Origin of the sequence: Streptomyces sp. XY006 (assembly GCF_002237655.1) — a bacterium.
Lineage (GTDB): Bacteria > Actinomycetota > Actinomycetes > Streptomycetales > Streptomycetaceae > Streptomyces > Streptomyces levis.
This window is the reverse complement of record NZ_NOKT01000003.1, coordinates 23,239-40,072: the sequence shown is the minus strand read 5'-3', so window position 1 is coordinate 40,072 and position 16,834 is coordinate 23,239. Positions and strand designations below refer to the sequence as shown.

Genomic DNA, 16,834 nt, shown 5'->3' with positions numbered 1-16,834 from the left:
CAATTAAGTTGTGCGCAATTGAATGGTGGGCGCGAGCTACCCTGGAGGCATGAACACGCAGGACGACGACTGGCTCCGCCTGGACCAGCAGATCTGTTTCTCCCTGCACGCGGCCTCCCGCGCCTTCAACGGCGTCTACCGCGGGATCCTCGGGGACCTGGGCATCACCTACCCGCAGTACCTGGTGATGCTGGTGCTGTGGGAGCACGGCGAGCTGCCCGTGAAGAAGCTCGGGGAGCACCTGCGGCTGGACTCCGGCACGCTGTCGCCGCTGCTCAAGCGACTGGAGGCGGCCGGTCTGGTGCGCCGGGAGCGCAGCGCGCGCGACGAGCGGTCGGTTCAGGTGCGGCTCACCGAGGAGGGCACCGCGCTGCGGCGGCGGGCCCTGGAGGTGCCGCGCCGGATCGCCGCCTCGACGGGTTTCCAGGCCGCCGAGATCCGCGCCCTGCGCGACCGTCTCGACGAGCTCACCACGGCACTGGACGCGGCCGCGCTGGCGCAGTCGCCGGGCGGCTCGCCGGCAGCCGGGCCGTCGTAGCGGCGCCGGGCGGCACCTCGGCGGACCGCCGCCGCACGTGCAGGCGCAGGACCACGTCGTCCCGGACGTGCTCCTCGCGGACGGTGAACTCCCGCGCCAGCACGGCCAGCTTGGTGCGCTCCACGGGGTCGGCCGGCGACCAGCCCGGCTCCAGCGCGTACCGCTCGGCGACCAGCCAGACGCGGTCCACCGAGGCGAGGCGCTGCCGCAGCTGGCGGGGCGTCGCCTCGCGCCCCCACAGCGTCCCGGACCGGGGCGCCGACTCGCTCAGCGCGATGTCCCGCACCCGCGCGAACCCCTTCGGATAGGCCAGCGCGGCGAGCCTGCCGACCGACGGCACGAACAGCACCGGGTCGCCGGGCCGCATCTGGCGGACGGCGAGCGCGGAGACCACGGCGAGGTTGTCCGGGCGGTGCGCCGCCGAGCGGTCCTGGCGGTGCACCGGCAACTGCTGCACGAAGGTGGCGGTCAGCGCGAGGGCGCCGGCGCATCCCGCCAGGACGTGCACGTGCCGGCCGCGGATCCGCAGCCGCCGCCCGTCGAACCGCACGCGTCCGAGCGCCGCCGCCAGCCGCCCGGCCCCGGCCGCGACCAGCAGGGACGCGCCCGCCAGCGCGTAGAGCACGTACCGGTCGTGGTAGAGCGGCCGGACCTGGGAGGCGGTCAGCAGGATGGCCGGCGGCACCAGCAGCAGCGGCAGCGCGACCGCCGCCGTCCGCCGCGCCCGCAGCCCCACGGCCATCAGCAGCAGCGCCCCCCAGAGGGCGGCTCCCTCCGGGCCGGGCGCGAAGTTCCGGGCCAGCCTCTCGACCCGGTCCCAGCCGGGCGTCACCAGCCACGCCACCTGTCCGGCCTGCCCGTGCGAGACCCACACCAGCGGCAGCAGGAGCGCCACGGCGGCGCCCGCCGCGCGGCCCCAGCCCGACCACACCGCGCGGGGGACCCGCCACAGGGCCAGGGTCAGGGCGTGCGCGCAGAGCACCAGCACGGCGAACTCGTGCAGCAGGCAGCTGACGGCGAGGACCGCCCCGTACGGCCACCAGGCCCGGGCGCTCCCTTCGTCCACGGCCCGCACCAGCAGCAGGGTCGCGGCCGTCACGCCCGCCGCGACGAGCGCGTACGAGCGCCCCTCCTGGGCGTAGTGGCCGGCCATCGGCGTGATCGCGTACAGGAGGCCGGCCCACAGGCCGACCCGCGGCCCGGCCAGCCGGACGCCCAGGGCCGCGACCAGGCCGGCGGTCGCCGTCGCCGCGGCCACGGACGGCAGGCGCAGCACGACCTCGTCCGCACCGACGGCGAGGACGGCGTGCATGACCAGGTAGTACAGGCCGTGCACCGCGTCCACGTCGTGCAGCAGCCGCCAGATCTGCCCGGGCGTGCGCTGCGCGACCTGGAAGGTGACGCTCTCGTCGCCCCACATGCCGCCGCGGTCCAGGCCCCACAGCCCGATCGTGAGCATCACCGCCATGGGGACGGCCACGGGCGGCACGCGCGCGGCGAACCGGCCGCTCCCCCTCGCCTGTCCGTTCGTCACGGCCCGATTCTGTGATCTAAGCGGCGCATTGAGGGCGTTTGATGGTGTGTTATCACTTTCATGTCATTCGCCCGGCTTACGATCCGCGGTGATGGATGCCCTGAGGAATGACGGGAAGGGTGTCGCCGTCGTGGTCATCGGCTACGACGACGCCGCCCATGTGACGGACGCCGTGCGCTCGGCGCTCGGCCAGGGACCGGCCGTGCGGGAGGTCGTCGCCGTCGACGACTGCTCGACGGACGGCAGCGCGGAGCTGCTCGACCGGCTGGCCGCGGCGGAGCCCCGGCTGCGGGTGATCCGCCGGCGGGCCAACAGCGGCGGCTGCGGCACCCCGCGCAACACCGGGCTCGACGCGGTGACCTCGCCCTATGTGATGTTCCTGGACAGCGACGACGTCCTGCCGCCCGGCGCGGTCGACGCGCTGCTCGGGGCGGCGACGGGGGCCCGCGCCGAGGTGGTGGGCGGCCTGTGCGTGCGCAGGGAACTGCCCTCCGGCCGCGAGGTCCCCTGGCAGGCCGGCCTCTACGCCCACCACGCGGTGGTGCCGCGGCCCGCGCGGCGGCCCCGCCTGGTCCACGACACGCTCTGCGTCAGCAAGCTCTACCGGACCGGTTTCCTGCGCGAGCACCGCATCCGCTTCCCCGAGGGCCGCTTCCCCTACGAGGACGTCGTCTTCACGGCCCGCGTGCTGGCCGCCGCCCCGCGCATCGCCCTGGTGCCGGACCGGGTGTACGTGTGGCACGTGCGGCGGTCCGCCGAGCGGCTGTCGATCTCGCTGGACCGGGCCGGCGTCGACAACTGGCGGGCCCGCACCCAGGCGTGCCGGCAGGCGTACGAGATTCTGCTGGGCGCCGGGCAGAAGGAACTCGCGCGGGCCGCGCGCGCCAAGTTCCTCGACCACGACCTGCGGATGTACCTGCGCGAACTGGGGTTGCGGGACGCCGCCTACCGGCGGGCGTGGTGGGAGCTCACACGCGAGCACCTCGCGGAGTACGACGCCGACGACTGGGCGCGCAACCCGGGTGCTCCCGGCCGGCTGGCCGGGCGGGTGGTCCTGGCCGCCCCTGAGCCGCGCGACCTGCCCCGGCTGCGGGAGCTGGCGGCCCGCCCGGCCCGGCTGTACCCGCCGTACGCCCGGGCGTCCGACGGCACGCCCGTCTGGTCCGGCGACCTGCCCCAGGTCTCCCTCGAACCCCTGCTGAGCGCTCCGGTGCGGGCGCTCCCGCTCGCGGTCGACGCCGCGCTGCGGCCCCGCGCCCGGGACACCCGGCTGCGGCTGCGGCTGCACGAGCTGTACGGGCGGGTGGCGCAGGCGGGACCGGAGGCGGTGGAGGTGGAGTGGTGCCACCGCGACGACGGGGATGTGGTGGTCCGGGCCGGGACCGTGCCGCTCGTGCCGGGTGGCGAGGCCCACCCGGCCGGCACCTCCGCCGTCTGGTCGGCCGAGACCGGCGTCGATCTGTCCGCCCTGGTCGCGTTCGGCGCGGGCACCTGGGATCTGCGCCTGCGGGTCCGCTTCCGCGACGGCGCGAGCCGCGAGGTCACGGCGCACGCCCTCACGGGCGCCGGTCTGCTGCGCCGCCGCGCCGTCCCGAGCGCCCGGCGCGGCGTGGTACTCGTACAGCCGTACCCCACCCACTCCGGCGCGCTGGCGCTGCGGGTGGCACCGGGCGTACGCGGTGTGCTGTCCGTCGTACGCCGGAGGCTGCGCCGCCTGCTTCACTGAGAGCACGACGACGCACCACGACGCACCACGACCACGACCACGGCGGATCAGCGCCACGCACACCACCACGGGCCAACTGACGAGGGGACGGCCGCACATGACCTGGTTGATCACCGGCGGCGCCGGCTACATCGGCGCGCACGTCGTACGGGCGCTGGCCGCGGCGGGGGAACAGGCGGTGGTGTACGACGACCTGTCCACCGGTATCGCCGAGCGCGTGCCCGACGGGGTGCCGCTGGTCGTGGGCTCCACCCTGGACGCCGAGCGGGTCGCGCGCGCCCTCGCGGACCACGAGGTCACCGGTGTCGTCCACCTCGCGGCGAAGAAGCAGGTGGGCGAGTCGGTCGAGCAGCCGCTGCGCTACTACCGGGAGAACGTCGAGGGCCTGCGGATCCTGCTGGACGCGGTGACGGCGGCCGGGGTGCCGTCGTTCGTCTTCTCCTCCTCGGCGGCGGTCTACGGCATGCCGGACGTGGACCTGGTGACCGAGGAGACGCCGTGCGTGCCGATGTCGCCGTACGGCGAGACCAAGCTGGCCGGCGAGTGGCTGGTGCGCGCGACGGGCCGGGCGACCGGGCTGGCGACGGCCTGCCTGCGCTACTTCAACGTGGCCGGCGCGGCGAGCCCGGAGCTGGCGGACACGGGGGTCTTCAACCTCGTGCCGATGGTCTTCGAGAGGCTTACGCAGCACGCGCCGCCGCGGGTCTTCGGCGACGACTACCCGACCCCGGACGGCACCTGCGTACGGGACTACATCCACGTCGTCGACCTCGCCGAGGCCCATGTCGCCGCGGCCCGGGTGCTGCGCTCCTCCCCCGGCCGGGACCTCACGGTCAACATCGGCCGGGGCGAGGGCGTCTCCGTGCGCGAGATGATCGACCGCATCGGCGCGGTGACCGGCTACGACCTGCCGCCCGAGGTCACGCCCCGCCGCCCGGGCGACCCGCCCCGGGTCGTCGCCTCCGCCGACCGCGCCGCCACCGAGCTGGGCTGGAAGGCCCGGCACGACGTCCAGGACATGATCGCCTCGGCGTGGCAGGGCTGGGTGCGGCTGCACCCGGAGGCGGCCGGGCGCTGACCCGCTTCCGCCGGTATCGACCCCCGGCGGGGACGGGCCGTCACAGTGCCCGAAGCGCCCCCGCCGTCGCCGTCGCCAGCGACCCCAGGTAGCCCTTGGGCAGCCTGGGGTTGCGGATCACCACCGAGCGCCAGTACAGCGGGCCCGAGATCAGGTCGAGCGCCAGGTCGTGGTCGAGGCCCTCGCGCAGTTCCCCACGCCGCTGCGCCGCCGTGACGATGCCGGTGGCGACCCCGTCCTGCCCCTCCCGCAGCGCCTTCTGCAGGGCCTCCGCGATCTCGGCGTTGCGGGCCGCCTCGGCCTGGAGGTCGGGGATGATCTGCGAGGCGACGGGGTGGCGCAGGGCGCGGGACGTGACCTCGTACAGCAGCCGCAGGTCGCCCTCCAGGGAGCCGGTGTCCGGTGCGGGCAGGCCCTGCACGGCGAGGGCCGAGACGATGTCCAGGACCAGGTGCAGCTTGGAGCGCCAGCGGCGGTAGACCGCCGTCTTCCCGACCCCGGCCCGGCGCGCGATCCCCTCGATGGACATCCGCGCGTAGCCGACGGCGGCGAGCTCCTCGAACACGGCCGCCCGGATGGCTTCCGTCACGTCCTCCCGCAGTACGGCCGCGCCCGCGGGGGCCCGGCGGCGCGGGGACGGCTGGGGCTCGTCGGGCTTCGTCGTCATGCCGGACAGCATAGGCCGCGACGACGAAACGGTTGCGTTCCGACGCCCGGACGGCTTACGCTCACGTTGCGACGATACGGTCCCGTCCCGACGTAAAGAGTCGCCCAGGTCCAGGTAAAGACAGGTCCGGACGAACCCACCCCTCCGGCCCTGCGCCACCTCGGGTCCCCACCCCCCTCCCCCCGAGCGAAAGCAACGGATGTGAGTCAGGTCCTCCACGCACCGCCCCAGGCTCCGGTCCCCGCCGACGTCGACCTCGCGGCCCTCGCCGCCCGCCACGGCCTGTCGGTCAGCGGCGCCCGCCCGTCCCTGCCCGCCTACGTCCGGCAGCTGTGGGCCCGCCGCCACTTCATCACCGCGTTCGCCACCGCCAAGCTCACCGCCCAGTACAGCCAGGCGAAGCTCGGCCAGCTCTGGCAGGTGATGACCCCGCTGCTGAACGCGGCGGTCTACTACTTCATCTTCGGCGTCCTGCTCGGCACCAAGCACGGCGTGCCGGACTACGTCCCGTTCCTGGTCACGGGCGTGTTCGTCTGGACGTTCACGCAGAGCTCGATCATGGCGGGCACCCGCGCCATCTCCGGCAACCTCGGCCTGGTCCGGGCCCTGCACTTCCCGCGCGCCGCGCTGCCCCTGTCGTTCTGCCTCCAGCAGCTGCAGCAGCTGCTGTTCTCGATGGCCGCGCTGGTGGTCATCCTGCTCTGCTTCGGCGTGCCGGTCGGAGTGTCCTGGCTGCTGGCGGTGCCGGCGCTGGTCCTGCAGTTCACGTTCAACGCGGGCGTCTCCATGGTCATGGCCCGCATGGGCGCCAAGACCCCCGACATCGCCCAGCTGATGCCGTTCGTGCTGCGCACGTGGATGTACGTCTCGGGTGTCATGTGGAGCATCGACCAGCTGGCGGACAAGGACAGCCTGCCGCGGGTGGTGACGGTCCTGCTGGAGACCAACCCGGCCGCGATCTACATCGACCTGATGCGCTTCGCCCTGATCGACAGCTTCCACGCGGGCCGGCTTCCCGCCCACGTATGGGCGATCGCCACCGGCTGGGCGCTGCTCGCCGGGGTCGGCGGGTTCATCTACTTCTGGAAGGCTGAGGAGACGTACGGCCGTGGCTGAGCACCCGAGCGAGAAGATCCCCACCGTCGTCGCCGACGGCGTCGACATCGTCTACCGCGTCAACGGCACCGGCGCCGGGCGCGGCTCCGCGACCGCCGCCCTCAACCGCATCGTGCGCCGCAAGCAGACCGAGAAGGCGGCCGGGGTGCGCCGGGTGCACGCCGTGAAGAACGTGTCCTTCGTGGCGTACCGGGGCGAGGCGATCGGCCTGATCGGCACCAACGGCTCCGGCAAGTCCACCCTGCTCAAGGCCGTCGCCGGGCTCCTCCCCGTGGAGAACGGGCACATCTACACCGACGGCCAGCCCTCCCTGCTCGGCGTCAACGCGGCCCTGATGAACGACCTGACCGGCGAGCGCAACGTGCACCTCGGCGGCCTGGCCATGGGCATGTCCCGCGAGCAGATCCGGGAGCGCTACCAGGAGATCGTCGACTTCTCGGGCATCAACGAGAAGGGCGACTTCATCACGCTGCCGATGCGCACGTACTCCTCCGGCATGGCCGCGCGGCTGCGGTTCTCCATCGCCGCCGCCAAGGACCACGACGTGCTGCTCATCGACGAGGCCCTGGCCACCGGCGACCGCTCCTTCCAGAAGCGCTCGGAGGCCCGCATCCGCGAGCTGCGCCGACACGCGGGCACGGTGTTCCTGGTCAGCCACAACAACAAGTCCATCCGCGACACCTGCGAGCGCGTGCTGTGGCTGGAGCGCGGGGAGCTGCGCATGGACGGGCCGACGGAGGACGTCCTCAAGGAGTACGAGGCGTTCACCGGGGAGAAGACGCCGAAGCCCAAGGCGAAGACCTCCGCGTGAGGCGCGGCCGGTGGCCGGTGGCCTCGGGAGGTTCGCGGGGCGCGGCCGGTTGCTTCGCGAGCGGTGGCCGGTTGCATCGCGGGGCGCGGCCGGTCGCTTGGCAGGTTCCCCCGGGAGGCGCTCTCGATCAGCCCTTTTGTCTCATTGATGGCAGCATGACCGCGTAGGTGCAGCCGTGAGAAGGGGTCCCGTGATGGCCGAGCTCAGCGTCGTCGTCCACGGGCCGAACGTGCAGGGCCATCTGACGGAACTCCTGGACTCCCTCGCCGCCCATCCGCTCCCGGACGCCGAGGTGATCGTGGCCGCGGTCGGCGACTGGGCCCGGGAGACGGCCGAGCGGCATGCCCCGGACGTCCAGGTGCTGCCGCTGCCGGACGGCACGGGCGACGCGGCGGCCCGGGCGGCGGGCGCGGCCCGGGCCTGCGGACGCTGGCTGCACTTCGTCCACGCCAAGGACGGCCTGCCCGCCGGCGCCCCGCGCCTGGTCGCCGAGCGGGTGGCCGAGCTGCCGCCCGAGGTGGACGTGCTCCTGCTGGACCACGTCCGCAGCACCTGGCGCAGCACCGGCATGCCCTCCCCCGACGGCTCCCTGCTCGCCCGCGCGGGCCGTGCCGACGTCGCCCTCGACGACTGCTCGCCGCTGCTGCGGCTGACCCCGCTGCTGGGCACCCGGGTCCTGCGCGCGGACTTCTGGAAGGCGCACGAGCAGCGCCTCGCCACCGACGACGAGCCGTACGCCGCCCTGGCCGCCCTGCTGCTCGCCGACCGCGTCGCGTGCCTGCCGCACGCCGCCTACGAGGACCGCCGGCTGCGCCCCGCGAGCCTCCCGCCGGTCACGCCGGAGCAGCGCTACGGCCTCGTCGCGCGCTACGAGGCCCTCCTCGACCTCACGCGCGGGCGCCGGGCCGCCCACACCGTGCTCTACGACGTCATGGTCCGCGACTGCCTGCGCACCTTCGCCCGCGGCGGCATGCCGGAGGAGGTCGCGCGGGAGTTCTTCCGCCGGGCGTCCCTGGCCGCCGTGCGCCGCCGCCCCGAGGGCTACCGTCCCCCGGCCGGCCTCGAAGGCGTCCGCCGCTCGCTGCTGCTGGAGGGCGCGTACGGCAAGTACCGGGCGTTCCAGGCCGTCAACCGCACCCGGCGCACCGCCAGATCGGCCGTCCGCGCCCGCAAGCGCCAGGTGGGGGCCAGGCTCCGCGACCACCAGTACCGCAGGGCGCTCGGCCGGCCGGTCAACCCGCACCTGGCGGTGTTCTCGGCGTACTGGAACCGCGGGGTCGCCTGCAACCCGGCCGCGATCGCTGCCAAGCTCGCCGAACTCGCCCCGCAGATCCACCCGGTGTGGGTGGTGACCGCCGAGAACGCAGCCCTGCTGCCGCCCGGCACCGACCACGTCCTGCCCGGCACCCGCCGCTACTGGGAGGTGCTGGCCACCGCCCGGTACCTGGTCAACAACGTCAACTTCCCGAACGCGGTGGTCAAACGCCCCGACGCGATCCACGTCCAGACCCACCACGGCACGCCCCTGAAGCGCATGGGCCTCGACCAGATGGCGTACCCGGCCGCCGCACAGGGCCTGGACTTCCAGGCGCTGCTGGAGCGCATCGACAAATGGGACTTCAGCGTCTCCGCCAACAGCCACACCACCCGCATGTGGGAGCGCGCCTACCCCTCGCGCTACATCTCCCTGGACCACGGCTATCCGCGCAACGACGTCTACTACAGCGCCGGCGCCGCCGAGATCCGCGCGATCCGCGACCGCCTCGGCATCGCCCCCGGCCGGCGGGCCGTCCTCTACGCGCCCACCCACCGCGACTACGAGGCCGGCTGGACGCCCCGCCTGGATCTCGCCGCCCTCGCCGACCGCTTGGGCGAGGAAACGGTCCTGCTGGTGCGCGGCCACTACTTCTACGGCGGCGCCGCCTCCCCCCTGACCAACCTGCGCCGCACGGGCCGGATCATCGACGTCTCCTCCTACGACCCGGTCGAGGAGCTGTGCCTGGCGGCGGACGCCCTGGTCACGGACTACTCCTCGATCATGTTCGACTACGCCAACCTCGACCGGCCGATCGTGGTCTACGCCGACGACTGGGAGACCTACCGCACGACCAGGGGCGTCTACTTCGACCTGATGGCGGAGGCCCCGGGCCCGGTGGCGCGCACCCAGCAGGAACTGACGGAGATCCTCACCACCGAAGCCTGGCGCGACGAGGGCGCGGCCAAGATGCGGGCCTCCTTCCGCCGCCGGTTCTGCGAGTACGACGACGGACGCGCCGCCGAACGCGTCGTGCGCCGGGTCTTCCTCGGCCAGGACGAGCAGGACCTGCCGCCCGTGCTGCCGCTCGAGGAGCGCACGCCGGCCCCCACCCCGCAGGAGGCGACCGCATGAGCACCCAGGACGTCATGCACACCCCCGACGTCACCGTGACGGTCATCGTCTACAACGACGCCGCACGCCTGTCCCGCGCGGTCGCCTCGGTCCGCCGCCAGACCCACGCGAACATCGAGATCATCATCAGCGACGACCACTCCACGGACGCGACCCCGGCGGTGGCCCAGCGGCTGGCGGCGGAGGACCCCCGCATCCGCCACCTCCGGCTGGAGCGCAACAGCGGCGGCTGCAGCGCCCCGCGCAACCGCGCCCTGGAGATCGCGCGGGCACCACTGCTGATGTTCCTCGACAGCGACGACGAGCTCCCCGACGACGCCGTCGCCCTGCTGCTCGCCGCGCACCGCGAACGCGAGCTCGACTTCGCCATGGGGGCGGTGCAGCGGATCCGCGTGGACAACGGCCGCCGCTCGACCTGGATGCCGCACCTGGTCGCCGAGCGCCGCACCCTCGACGGCATCGAGTCCGACCCGCGCCTGCTCTTCGAGCACCTGTCGACGAGCAAGATGTACGCCCGCGCCTTCCTCGACCGGCACGGCCTGCGCTTCCCGGAGGGCATCCACTACGAGGACCAGCTGTTCTCGGCGCAGGCGTACTGCCTGGCCAAGACCTTCACGATCATCCCGGAGCCGGTGTACCGCTGGTACGTGGCCCCGTACGCGTCGTCCGACGCGGCCTCGATATCCAACCAGCGGCACAAGCTCGCCAACGTCCGCGACCGCGTCCACGTCCAGCGGCTCATAGACGCGTTCCTCGCCGAGAGCGGCCACGAGTCGCTGCGCGAGGACAAGGACCACAAGTTCCTCAAGCACGACTTCCGCATGTACGCCGGTGACCTGCCCTACCGGGACGACGCCTGGCTGACCTCCTTCGCGGACCTCGTCACGCCCTACCTCGACACCCTCACCCCGGGCGCGTTCGCCCGCCTGCCGCGGGCCGAGCGCGTGGTCGTCCAGCTGATCCGGGACCGCCGTCTCGCGGACGCCCGCCTGGCGTCCAGGGGCCTGGGCCACGGCGTCGCCCCCCGCCGGGTCGCGACCGACGGCGACGGCCGCACGTACTGGGGCGACCAGGTCCCCGCGTCCGCCTGGGCCCGCCGGGAACTGGACATCTCCGACCTGGAGCTGGAGACCCGCCCGTTCCCGAGCGCCCAGTTCCGCCACGAGATCACCGACATCACCCGGGGCCCGGGCGCCTCCGTCGACCTCGCCATCCGCACCTACGACCCGGCCCGGCGCCTCCCGGTCGGCCCCCAGCGCGCCACGCTGCTCATCGCCCCCGGAGGCCGCCGCCTCCACGTCCACTTCCGCCTCTCCCCCGTGCGCCCGGGCCTCTTCGAGGGCCACGCCCATCTGGACCTGGCGGCGGCCTCCCTGCCCCCGCAGGGCTTCGCGGGGGTGCGCCACCCGCTGCTCCGGCTGACGCACCAGGGTCTGTCCCACACGGGTCTGCTGCTGGCGCCCCTGACCTTTCCGACGCTGACCACCCGCGTCCCGTCCCACCGGCTGACGGTGGAACCGGAGGGGCACGGCCCGGGCCGCCTCCAGGTCCGCTGGGAACCGGTGGGCGTGACGGCACGGGTGATCCGCCCGGTCGTGCGGCGGGTGGCCCGGCCGAAGGTGAAGCGGGCGGCCCGTCTGGTGGCGAGCGCCCTGCGCTGAGCGTCACCCGCTTCTGCGCCCCGCCCACGGGAAACGCCCCGGGCCGTGAGCGGCCCGGGGCGTCCTCGCCGGCGTACGCGTTACGAATGCGTCCGCAGCAGTGTCCTCATCGTGCGCATCGCCACCGACAGGTTCGCGAGGTCGAACGCGTCCGAGCCCTGGATCTCCTCCAGCGTGGTGCGGGCCCGGCCCAGGATCGCCGCGTTCTTCTCCTCCCAGGCCTTGTAGCGCTGCTCGGGCGTCGAGCTGCCGTTGCCCACGGCCAGGACGTCCGCGGTCAGCGCCGCGTGCGCCGCGTACAGGTCCTCGCGGATGGCCGCGCGGGCCATGGACTGCCAGCGGTCGGCGCGGGGCAGCTCGATGATGCGGTCCATGAGCTGGGTGATGCGCAGCCGGTCGGCCAGGTCGTAGTAGACCTCGGCGACGTCCAGCGGCTCCCGGCCCATGCGGTCCGCGACCGAGACGATGTCCAGCGTCGGGAAGGCGGAGGAGAAGCCCGCCACACGCGTGGCCAGCTCCTCCGGCACGCCCGCGCCGGTCAGCTCGTCGTAGATCTTCTGGTACCACTCCAGGTCGGCGCCGCGCAGCAGCTTCGGCAGCTGCCCCCAGACCTGCTCGACGCGGTCGGCGAAGAAGTCGACCGTGTCGGCGAGCTGGAGCGGCTGCGGGCGGTTGTTGAGCAGCCAGCGCGTGCCGCGCTCCACCAGGCGGCGGGAGTGCAGGCGGATACGGGTCTGGACTTCGGCCTCGACCTTGTTGTCGAGGGACTCGACCGCGTCCCACACCGGGTACTGGCGGAAGATCGCGCGGGCCGCGGTCTGCGCCCGCACGATCTCCTCCAGCGACGCTCCCGTCTCCTCGCGCAGCCGGTGCAGATAGGTCGTACCGCCCGTGTTGACCGTGTCGTTCACCAGGACCGTCGTGGTGATCTCGCGGCGCAGCGGGTGGCTGACCAGGTGCTCGGGGAACTGCTCGCGCAGCTTCGTCGGGAAGTAGGCGTGCAGCAGCGTGCTGAGGTACGGGTCGTCCGGCAGCGAGGTGTGCAGCAGTTCCTCGGCGACCGTGATCTTCGTGTACGCCATCAGCACGGCCGTCTCCGGGCCCGTCAGGCCCTGGCCCTGGGCGAGCCGCTCGCGGATCTGCCGGTCGGTGGGCAGGAACTCCAGCGCCCGGTCGAGGTGCCCCTCGCGGACCAGGTGCTTCATGAAGCGCTGCTGGGCGTGGAGCATGGCCCCGGACTGGGCGAGGGCGTTGGCGATCGCCGTGTTCTGGGCGTAGTTGTTGCGCAGCACCAGCCGGCCGACCTCGTCGGTCATGTCGGCGAGCAGCTTGTTGCGCTGCTTGACGGTCATGTCGCCGTCGGCGACCAGGCCGTTGAGCAGGATCTTGATGTTCACCTCGTGGTCGGAGGTGTCCACGCCGGCGCTGTTGTCGATGGCGTCGGTGTTGATCCGGCCGCCGTGCAGCGCGAACTCGATCCGGCCCAGCTGGGTCAGGCCCAGGTTGCCGCCCTCGCCGACGACCTTGACGCGCAGGTCCTTGCCGTCGACGCGGATGGCGTCGTTGGCCTTGTCGCCGACGTCGGCGTTCGACTCGGCCGAGGACTTCACGTACGTGCCGATGCCGCCGTTCCACAGCAGGTCCACCGGCGCCTGAAGGATGGCCTTCATCAGGTCGGCCGGGGTCAGCTTGGTGACCTTGGCCTCGATGCCGAGGGCCTCGCGGATCTGCGCGTTGACCGGGATCGCCTTGGCCGTGCGCGGGAAGACGCCGCCGCCCGGCGACAGCAGCTCCTCGTCGTAGTCCTCCCAGCTGGAGCGCGGCAGCTCGAACAGGCGGCGGCGCTCGGCGTAGGAGGTGGCGGCGTCCGGGTTGGGGTCGATGAAGATGTGCCGGTGGTCGAAGGCGGCGACCAGGCGGATGTGCTCGGAGAGCAGCATGCCGTTGCCGAACACGTCACCGGACATGTCGCCGATGCCGACGACCGTGAAGTCCTCGGTCTGCGTGTCGACGCCCATGTCGCGGAAGTGCCGCTTGACGGACTCCCAGGCGCCGCGGGCGGTGATGCCCATGCCCTTGTGGTCGTAGCCGGCGGAGCCGCCGGAGGCGAAGGCGTCCCCGAGCCAGAAGTTGTACTTCTGCGCGACCTCGTTGGCGATGTCGGAGAAGGTCGCGGTGCCCTTGTCGGCGGCGACGACGAGGTAGGTGTCGTCCTCGTCGTGCCGGACGACGTCGGCCGGGGGCACGACCTCGCCCCCGACCATGTTGTCGGTGATGTCGAGCAGCGCCGAGATGAACGTCTTGTAGCTGGCGATGCCCTCGGCCATCCACGCGTCGCGGTCCACGCTCGGGTCGGGCAGCTGCTTGGCGACGAAGCCGCCCTTGGCGCCGACCGGCACGATGACGGTGTTCTTCACCATCTGCGCCTTGACCAGACCGAGGATCTCGGTGCGGAAGTCCTCCCGCCGGTCCGACCAGCGCAGACCACCTCGGGCGACCTTGCCGAAGCGCAGGTGCACACCCTCGACCCGGGGCGAGTACACCCAGATCTCGAAGGCCGGGCGCGGCGCCGGCAGGTCGGGGATGGCCTGCGGGTCGAACTTCATGGAGACGTACTCGTGCGGCCTGCCGCCCGCCGCCTCCTGGAAGAAGTTGGTCCGCAGGGTCGCCTTGATGACGGTGAGGAAGGACCTGAGGATCCGGTCCTCGTCGAGGCTGGCGACCTGGTCGAGGGCCGCGTCGACCTCCTCCAGCAGCGCGTCCACGATCTCGTGCCCCGCGCGCTGCCGGTCCGGCGACATCCGCGCCTCGAACAGGGAGACGAGCAGCCGGGTGGTGTGGACGTTGTTGCGGAGGGTGTCCTCCATGTAGTCCTGGCTGAACGTGGAGGCCGCCTGGCGCAGGTACTTCGCGTACGCCCGCAGCACCATCGCCTGCCGCCAGGTCAGCCCGGCGCTGAGCACGAGGGCGTTGAAGCCGTCGTTCTCCGCCTCGCCGGTCCAGGTGGCGGCGAAGGCGTCCTGGAACCGCTCGCGGGCGTCGTCGCCGAAGTAGTCCGCGCTGCCGCCCTGCGGGCGGGGGATGCGCAGGCCGAAGTCGTAGATCCAGGCCACGCTCCGGTCCGAGCAGCGCAGCTCGTACGGCCGCTCGTCGACGACCTCGACGCCGAGCCGGTTGAGGACCGGCAGCACCGCCGAGAGGGAGATCGCGTCGCCCGTGCGGTAGATCTTGAAGCGGCGCTCCTCGGGGGCGGCGCCCACCGGCTCGTAGAGGCTGAGCGCGAAGTCCCTGCCCTCCTCGGCCTTCAGCTGCTCCAGGTGGACGAGGTCGGCGACCGCGGCGCGCGGGTTGTGGTCGGCCTTGTAGCCCTCGGGGAAGGCGTGCGCGTAGCGGCGCATCAGCTCGGCCGCCTGCTCCTCGCCGAGCTCGGCGTTGAGCGCCTCGGCGAAGGCGTCCTCCCAGGAGCGGGCGGCCTCGACCAGGCGGGCCTCGATGCGCTCCTTGTCGGCGTCGGACAGGTGCTCCAGCTCGGTGCCCGGCGGGACCCGGACCACGAAGTGCAGCCGGGACAGGATCGACTCGGTGTTCCACGCCGTGAAGTCGACGCTGATGCCGCCGAGCTCCTCCTTGAGGATCTCGATGATCCGCAGGCGCACGGCGGTGGTGTACCGGTCGCGCGGCAGGTAGACGAGGGCCGAGTAGTAGCGCCCGTACTCGTCCTGGCGCAGGTACAGGCGCAGCCGCCGCCGCTCCTGGAGGTAGAGGACGGAGGTGACGATGGCGCGCAGTTCGTCGACCGGGGTCTGGAACAGCTCGTCGCGCGGGTACGTCTCCAGGATCTGCAGCAGGTCGCGCCCGTCGTGGCTGTTGGGCGAGAACCCGGCCTGCTCCAGGACCTCCTCGACCTTGCGCCGGATCACCGGGACGCGGCGCACGGACTCGGTGTAGGCGGCGGAGGAGAACAGGCCGAGGAAGCGCCGCTCGCCGATGACGTTGCCGTCGGCGTCGAACTTCTTGACACCGATGTAGTCCAGGTACGACGGCCGGTGCACGGTCGCCCGGCTGTTGGCCTTGGTCAGGACGAGCAGCTTGTGCTCGCGGGCCTTGGCCCGGGCGTCGGCGGGCAGCCGCTCGAAGGACGGGCTGACCGGGTGGCTCTCCTGGTCGGAGTGGTGCGGGTCGGCGCGCAGGATGCCGAGACCGGTGCCGGGCACGGCGGCCAGGGAGTCGTCGTCGCGCAGCTGGTACTCGCGGTAGCCGAGGAACGTGAAGTGGTCGTCGGCCAGCCAGCGCAGCAGCTCGCGGGCCTCCTCGACCTGGGGTCCGGGCAGGTCGCCGGGGATCGGCTCGTCCGGCAGCCCCTCCGCCAGCCGGGTCGCCGCGTCCCGCATCTTGCCCCAGTCCTCGACGGCCTCGCGGGCGTCGGAGAGCACACGCAGCAGGTCGGCGGTGATCTGCTTCAGATCGGCCCGGTCGGTCTCGCGGTCGATCTCGACGTGGATCCAGGACTCGACGTGCGCGTCGTGCGGCAGGCTCCCGGCGCCGGTCGGGGGCGTGGGCAGCACCTCGATCAGCTTGCCGGTGACGTCGCGCCGCACGACGAACTGGGGGTGGATGACGACGTGGATGCCGCGCCCCTGCCGCGTCAGCTCGTTGGTGACGGAGTCGACGAGGAAGGGCATGTCGTCGGTGACGACCTCGACGACCGAGTGGCTGCAGGTCCAGCCGTTCTCCTCGACCGTGGGCGTGTGAACCCGCACGTTGGCCGTGCCCTGGGGGCGGTTCTCGGCCAGCCGGTAGTGCGACACGGCGGCTCCGAAGACGTCGACCGGGTCGCGGTCGGCGAGGTCCTCCGGGGCCGTGTGCAGGTAGTAACGCTGGAGGAACGTGAGCAGGGACTCGCGGTCCGGGGCTCCCTGGGCGTCTGGGGTCTCCTCGCCCGTCGACCCGGTCGGTAGGTGCCCCCCGACCGGGCTGTTCTCAGCTACCCGGGCGGCCCTCTCGAGCAACTCGGCCTTGGCTTCGTCCAGCTTGGTCTGCATTGTCCTCTGGCTCCTGTCGCGCGCCGTTGCGTGACGTAGAAGGAAGTACGGCCTCTGCGCTTACGACGTCACGTCGTGACACGGGGTATCCGGTCGGAACCGACGCTATGCCGCAAGGTGAGATGAGCGGGGGTGTCTGAGCCAATCTTGAGCTGCTCCACCGGTGTGACGCTGCTCTCCGCGACGCCTGGATCCTGGTGGTGCTCGGCGTCCCGGGAGCCCTCGATGCCCCGTCCCGCCCGCGAGGACCAGCGACTGCCGCCCGGACACGG

The 16,834-nt window shown here is 72.8% G+C and carries 10 protein-coding genes; 7 read left to right on the top strand and 3 right to left on the bottom strand.

All coding sequences use genetic code 11. The features are described 5' to 3' along the window. The first annotated feature begins 22 nt into the window (after positions 1–22). On the top strand, positions 23–538 hold the full coding sequence (locus tag CHR28_RS04700; protein ID WP_179272306.1) for a MarR family winged helix-turn-helix transcriptional regulator: 516 nt from the start codon (positions 23–25) through the stop codon (positions 536–538). Here CHR28_RS04700 and CHR28_RS04695 read toward each other — a convergent pair. Then, the gene (locus CHR28_RS04695; RefSeq protein WP_179272321.1) at positions 468–2,006 is read right to left on the bottom strand and encodes a glycosyltransferase family 39 protein; all 1,539 of its coding nucleotides are present in this window, start codon (positions 2,004–2,006) and stop codon (positions 468–470) included. The genes CHR28_RS04700 and CHR28_RS04695 overlap by 71 nt on opposite strands. Before the next feature lie 157 nt (positions 2,007–2,163). Here CHR28_RS04695 and CHR28_RS04690 point away from each other — a divergent pair, with 157 nt between their 5' ends. Both CHR28_RS04690 and galE read left to right on the top strand, forming a co-directional pair. After that, entirely contained in the window at positions 2,164–3,798 is a 1,635-nt protein-coding gene (locus tag CHR28_RS04690) for a glycosyltransferase family 2 protein (RefSeq protein ID WP_094052178.1), read from the top strand. A 97-nt stretch (positions 3,799–3,895) separates the two neighbouring features. After that, the gene (gene galE / locus CHR28_RS04685; protein ID WP_094052177.1) at positions 3,896–4,876 is read left to right on the top strand and encodes a UDP-glucose 4-epimerase GalE; all 981 of its coding nucleotides are present in this window, start codon (positions 3,896–3,898) and stop codon (positions 4,874–4,876) included. Positions 4,877–4,916: 40 nt separating this feature from the next. On the opposite strand, the gene CHR28_RS04680 is transcribed toward galE, so the two are convergent. Beyond that, the gene (locus CHR28_RS04680; protein WP_094052427.1) at positions 4,917–5,543 is read right to left on the bottom strand and encodes a TetR/AcrR family transcriptional regulator; all 627 of its coding nucleotides are present in this window, start codon (positions 5,541–5,543) and stop codon (positions 4,917–4,919) included. A gap of 201 nt (positions 5,544–5,744) precedes the next feature. Between CHR28_RS04680 and CHR28_RS04675 the strand changes: the two genes are divergently transcribed. The 4 genes from CHR28_RS04675 to CHR28_RS04660 all read left to right on the top strand — a co-directional run bounded on the left by CHR28_RS04675 (position 5,745) and on the right by CHR28_RS04660 (position 11,520). After that, complete coding sequence (locus tag CHR28_RS04675) at positions 5,745–6,659, top strand: ABC transporter permease (RefSeq protein WP_094052176.1); 915 nt, start codon at positions 5,745–5,747, stop codon at positions 6,657–6,659. Next, entirely contained in the window at positions 6,652–7,470 is an 819-nt protein-coding gene (locus CHR28_RS04670; RefSeq protein WP_094052175.1) for an ABC transporter ATP-binding protein, read from the top strand. The genes CHR28_RS04675 and CHR28_RS04670 overlap by 8 nt, the downstream gene beginning before the upstream one ends. 193 nt (positions 7,471–7,663) lie before the next feature. After that, the gene (locus CHR28_RS04665; protein ID WP_094052174.1) at positions 7,664–9,859 is read left to right on the top strand and encodes a CDP-glycerol glycerophosphotransferase family protein; all 2,196 of its coding nucleotides are present in this window, start codon (positions 7,664–7,666) and stop codon (positions 9,857–9,859) included. A gap of 14 nt (positions 9,860–9,873) precedes the next feature. After that, positions 9,874–11,520 carry a glycosyltransferase family 2 protein gene (locus CHR28_RS04660; protein ID WP_094052426.1) on the top strand — a complete coding sequence of 549 codons (1,647 nt, stop codon included), beginning with the start codon at positions 9,874–9,876 and terminating at the stop codon, positions 11,518–11,520. Positions 11,521–11,600: 80 nt separating this feature from the next. Here CHR28_RS04660 and CHR28_RS04655 read toward each other — a convergent pair whose 3' ends face one another. Continuing rightward, positions 11,601–16,562 (bottom strand): NAD-glutamate dehydrogenase, encoded by a 4,962-nt coding sequence (locus CHR28_RS04655; RefSeq protein ID WP_094052173.1) that lies wholly within the window; start codon positions 16,560–16,562, stop codon positions 11,601–11,603. Positions 16,563–16,834: the final 272 nt, after the last annotated feature.